The organism is Prevotella sp., from assembly GCF_036570325.1.
GTDB lineage: Bacteria > Bacteroidota > Bacteroidia > Bacteroidales > Bacteroidaceae > Prevotella.
The window spans coordinates 1-4,345 of sequence record NZ_DATCYK010000011.1 but is presented as its reverse complement, the minus strand read 5'-3'; the positions used below and the strand labels follow the sequence as shown (position 1 = coordinate 4,345).

General features: G+C 44.4%; 2 protein-coding genes. One reads left to right on the top strand and one right to left on the bottom strand.

All coding sequences use genetic code 11. From position 1 onward, the window contains the following. Positions 1-78 precede the first annotated feature (78 nt). A complete protein-coding gene (locus tag VIR50_RS00885) occupies positions 79-3,387 on the bottom strand; it encodes a SusC/RagA family TonB-linked outer membrane protein (protein ID WP_331933264.1) in 3,309 nt (1,102 codons plus the stop codon). A 280-nt stretch (positions 3,388-3,667) separates the two neighbouring features. On the opposite strand from VIR50_RS00885, the gene VIR50_RS00880 reads away from it, so the two are divergent. Next, positions 3,668-4,195, top strand: a complete 528-nt coding sequence (locus VIR50_RS00880) for an RNA polymerase sigma-70 factor (RefSeq protein ID WP_331933263.1) — start codon at positions 3,668-3,670, stop codon at positions 4,193-4,195. Positions 4,196-4,345: the final 150 nt, after the last annotated feature.

Genomic DNA, 4,345 nt, shown 5'->3' with positions numbered 1-4,345 from the left:
ACAGCGGTCAGACCGATTACGGCTACTCTTGAAATATATTTATTTTTCATTGTTATATCTTTATTTGGTTAAGATGGGTTAGAATTTCAGATTCACGTTGAAGCCCAATGAGCGTAAACTTGGCTGCATGAAATAGTCGAAGCCCTGATAGTAAGTACCGGTAGAGGCAGTTGACTCGGGATCGAATGGAGCCTTTTTGTAAATCATGAACAAGTTGTGAGCTGTAAGGCCAAGTGTCAACTGCACACTCTTCAACAATGTCTTGGGGAAGGTGTAGCTGATGTGAGCCTCTTGCAAGCGAGCGTTGGTAGCACTGTAGATATATTCTGACCAAATAGGATTGCTTCCACCTACTACAGAATAGTAACCTTCGGCACCCACCATACCACTGTTAACAGCGATACCGCCATTATCACGTGCAATAGCTGAAGCCTTTGATACGCCATACTGGTCGAGGATAGCCTGAGTTTGGCTCATTACGATACCGCCAAAGCGTGCGGTAACGAGGAATCCGAGGTTAAAGCCCTTGTAAGAGAACTCATTTGAGAAACCTACATTGCCCTTTGGCAATACAGAACCACGATATACGGGATTGCTAAGGCTTTCCTGCATCACGTTGCCACCGGCATCCAAGGCGATGTTACCATCAGCGTCACGCTTGAAATCAGATGTTGTGTAAACGTCACCCATGGTACCTCCCTTTTTCAAGATAATGCTGATACCATTCAAACCACCCATGTTGAGCACTTCGTTAGGATCGTCAAGCAAGTTGATAATCTTGTTGCGGTTCATACTATAGGTAAGTGAGGTGTTCCAACCGAAATCACCCCATGTCTTGTTGTAACCCAAAGAGAGCTCAAGACCACGGTTGCGAACATTACCGGTCTGGATATATTCCTGATTATAACCACCACCGGCTGAGATAGAGCGGAGGAAAGTCTGCTTCTTGGTGTTACTCTGATAAACCGTAACATCCAAAGTCAGAGCGTTATTGAAGAAGCGTGCAGTCAAACCGGCTTCCCAAGAATCGGTACGCTCAGGATAGAATGTATCGGGGAATTTATAAGTAACGGTGCTGTAAGTAGCCGATGCGGGGTTGTAACCATAGCGCCACATAGAAGAAATATTAGGCTTGATAGCCGAACCTACGCTGGCCCAAGAAGCACGTACCTTCATGTAGTTGATAAACTTAGGCAGCTTAGCCATTTCAGAAATAACGCCTGACATACCTACAGAAGGATAGAAGAAAGAGGTCTTGGCTGTACCTTCAAGCGCAGAGTCCCAATCGTTACGACCTGTCAACGTGAGGTAGAGCATGCTCTTCCAACCCAATTCAACATTGGCGAACAATGAGTTGATGTAGTGCTTGTTCAAATCATAGATAGGACGATTGTCGTTAGTAACCTGACTATAGTCGATAGCATTAGGTGTAAACAAGTTAGATGGAGCTTTCAAACCGCCTTGGAAACCCGTTACATCATATTTGGTACGTGAGAAAGAACCACCGATATTGGCGCCAACGCTGAATGTTTCCCATGACTTGTTGATATTGGCCATCAAGTCACCATAGAGACTTTGGTCATTAATCTTGTCATAACCATAGAAACCATAAGCAGAATGCGAGAAGAGGTTGATGGTTGAAGCATAACGCTTATCTTCCTGCTTGGTAGCAGCATCGTCCCAACGCATACGGCCGGTAATATCAAGCCACTTGGTAATCTGGTATTTCAAGCTACCGTTGATCATGTAGCGTCCCTTCTGATTGGTACGTATCATGCGATGCGCAATCCAATAAGGATTCTGCATACTCAAAGCGTCACCGAAGTTCCAGTTCTGCGTATAAATCAAACGACTTGGATTCCAAAGCTCATAAGTACGGATAGCGTCGAAGCTCTCACCACGTGGGAACAAGTAAACCGCGGGGATTGGGTTGAAGTATTCACCCTGAGCCGTGAGGTTCTTGTCGTTCTCGAGGATATAGTTGAAACCAAAATCGAAAGTCAACTTGTCATCCAAGAAATGAGTGGTGTTGCGGAAAGTAAAGTTATAACGGTTGTAGGCGTTGTTAGGCATGATACCCTTTGCGTTGGTAGAACCCACAGAAAGGTAAGTCTGATTCTTATCCGAACCTACTGTCAACGACACGTTGTTCTGAATGTTAGTACCAGTTCCGAAGAAATCCTTGGGCTGGTAGTCACCAAACTGCGAAGAAGTTTTAGCGCCCCAAGAGGCTACTTCGTTCTGACGATTGATGTAAGAGTTTTGGAATTCGGGAAGAATGAAAGGACGGCTGAACTGTGAGCTGTTAGAAATGCTTACCTGAATGCGGCCTTCCTTACCTTTCTTAGTGGTAATCATGATGACACCCTGAGCGGCAGCCGAACCATAAAGAGCGGCAGCGGCAGGACCACTGAGCACAGAAATGCTCTCAATGTCCTCGGGGTTTACATCGGCGATACCTTCTGATCCGGGCTGTGAGCCATAACGACCGTTGCTTACTTCACCCTGACTTGTATTGGTCATAGGCACACCATCAACCACATAAAGAGCACCATTGCTCTGTGTGATAGACTTAGGACCACGCATTACGACACGAGAGGCACCACCGGCACCGGTAGAAGAAGCATTGATGTTAACACCCGCAACCTTACCGGCAAGCGAGTTCATGAAGTTAGCGTTCTTCACGGTGTTGACATCTTCACCACCTACTTTCTGCACGTTATAGCTCAACGCCTTCTCCGAGCGCTTGATACCGAGCGCGGTCACAACAACGTCGCTCAAGGTATGAGCTTCCTCACGCATGGTCAGGTCAACCTTGTTGCGACCCTGCAAAGGAACTTCCTGCGTGGCATAACCTATATAAGAATATACAAGGATAGGATTAGCCTGCTCGGTTGTAAAAGAATAATGGCCGTCGAGATCGGTTACCGCACCGTGTGAAGAACCCTTAATCTGAACGCTTACGCCAATCAGCGGCTCACCATTGGCGTCGGTCACGGTACCCTCGATCGTACGGGGAGCGCCCGGGCGCTGCTGCGTTTGTTGCTTCTTGGCCGTTTCAACTGTGGCTTCACCTTTAGAAAGATAGACCACGTCGCCCTCGATTTTGTAGGTAATACCCGTTCCGGCGAAAAGTTTTTTGAGCACGTTTGTCAACGGCTCGTTCTTCGCATTGATGGCGTTAACCTCCACCTTGCCCAAGACATCGTTGTAGAAGAAGCGATACTTGGACTTTGTTTTCAACTGTTTGATCACTGTTTCGAGCTTAGCACGTTGTGTAGTGAAGTTCACCTGTGCCCAAGTCCGCTGCATAGGAATGCAGAGCAGGAAGAGAACCAGAATGGCTTTACATAACGTCAAGCCGTGTTCATAGTGTTTCTTGTCCATGGCTGGAAATGAATTTAGTGTTTTAAGTTTATATAATTGAAAGTTTTAAGCACTGATAGTGGCAAAAATTAATCGCCGTTTATAGACATAACAAACCTATTACAAAAATTGCGTATTAATATTCTAACTTTTTTCTTTTTTTTCTGTTTCACCCCCATAAAAGCCCTTTGGCCAAAGCACTGCTTATGGGTTAAATTTATTTAATATGGATTTCCAACTGTTGCAATTACGGTTTTAATACATAACTTTACATGTCAAATTTCTAAGGAACGTATAATTGATGAGCATAACAGAAGATCAATTTCGCCCGATTTTCCGAGAGCTTTACCCTTCTTTGGCCTTCTACGCATCGCATTTAGTGGATGATGACGAAGTAAAAGATTTGGTTCAAGAAGCTTTTGTAGAACTTTGGAAACACCGCGAAGCCATAACGGACCAAGATCACATCAAGGCTTTTTTATACAAGACCGTTTATAGCAGAGCACTTAACATCGTAAAACACCAAGCCATAGTTAAAGACTACCATGACACACGCAAGCAATTAGAAGACCACCGACTTTCTTTTTTTCATCCCGAACATAACGATGTAATGCGTTATATGGAGAATAAGGAGCTCCGAAAGCAAATCCATGCCGCTATCGCAGAGCTGCCCGACAAGTGCAGACAAGCCTTTGTGATGAGCTATCTACATGGAATGAAGAATAAGGAGATAGCCGAAGCGATGAATGTTTCCGTGCGTACAGTCGACGTGCACGTATATAAAGCACTGCGATACCTGCGTAACAGATTGGCATTTCTAAAACACTAATAACATTTTTTTTATTTTCAACAATACGCTTTTTTATCAATAGGATTGTTTCTATATATAAAAGGTAAATAAGAAATATAGAATCAGGGAGTTTCAATCACATGAATTTCAGAATTATCAAGAACTATATATTAGGTAAAAGCTCACCCG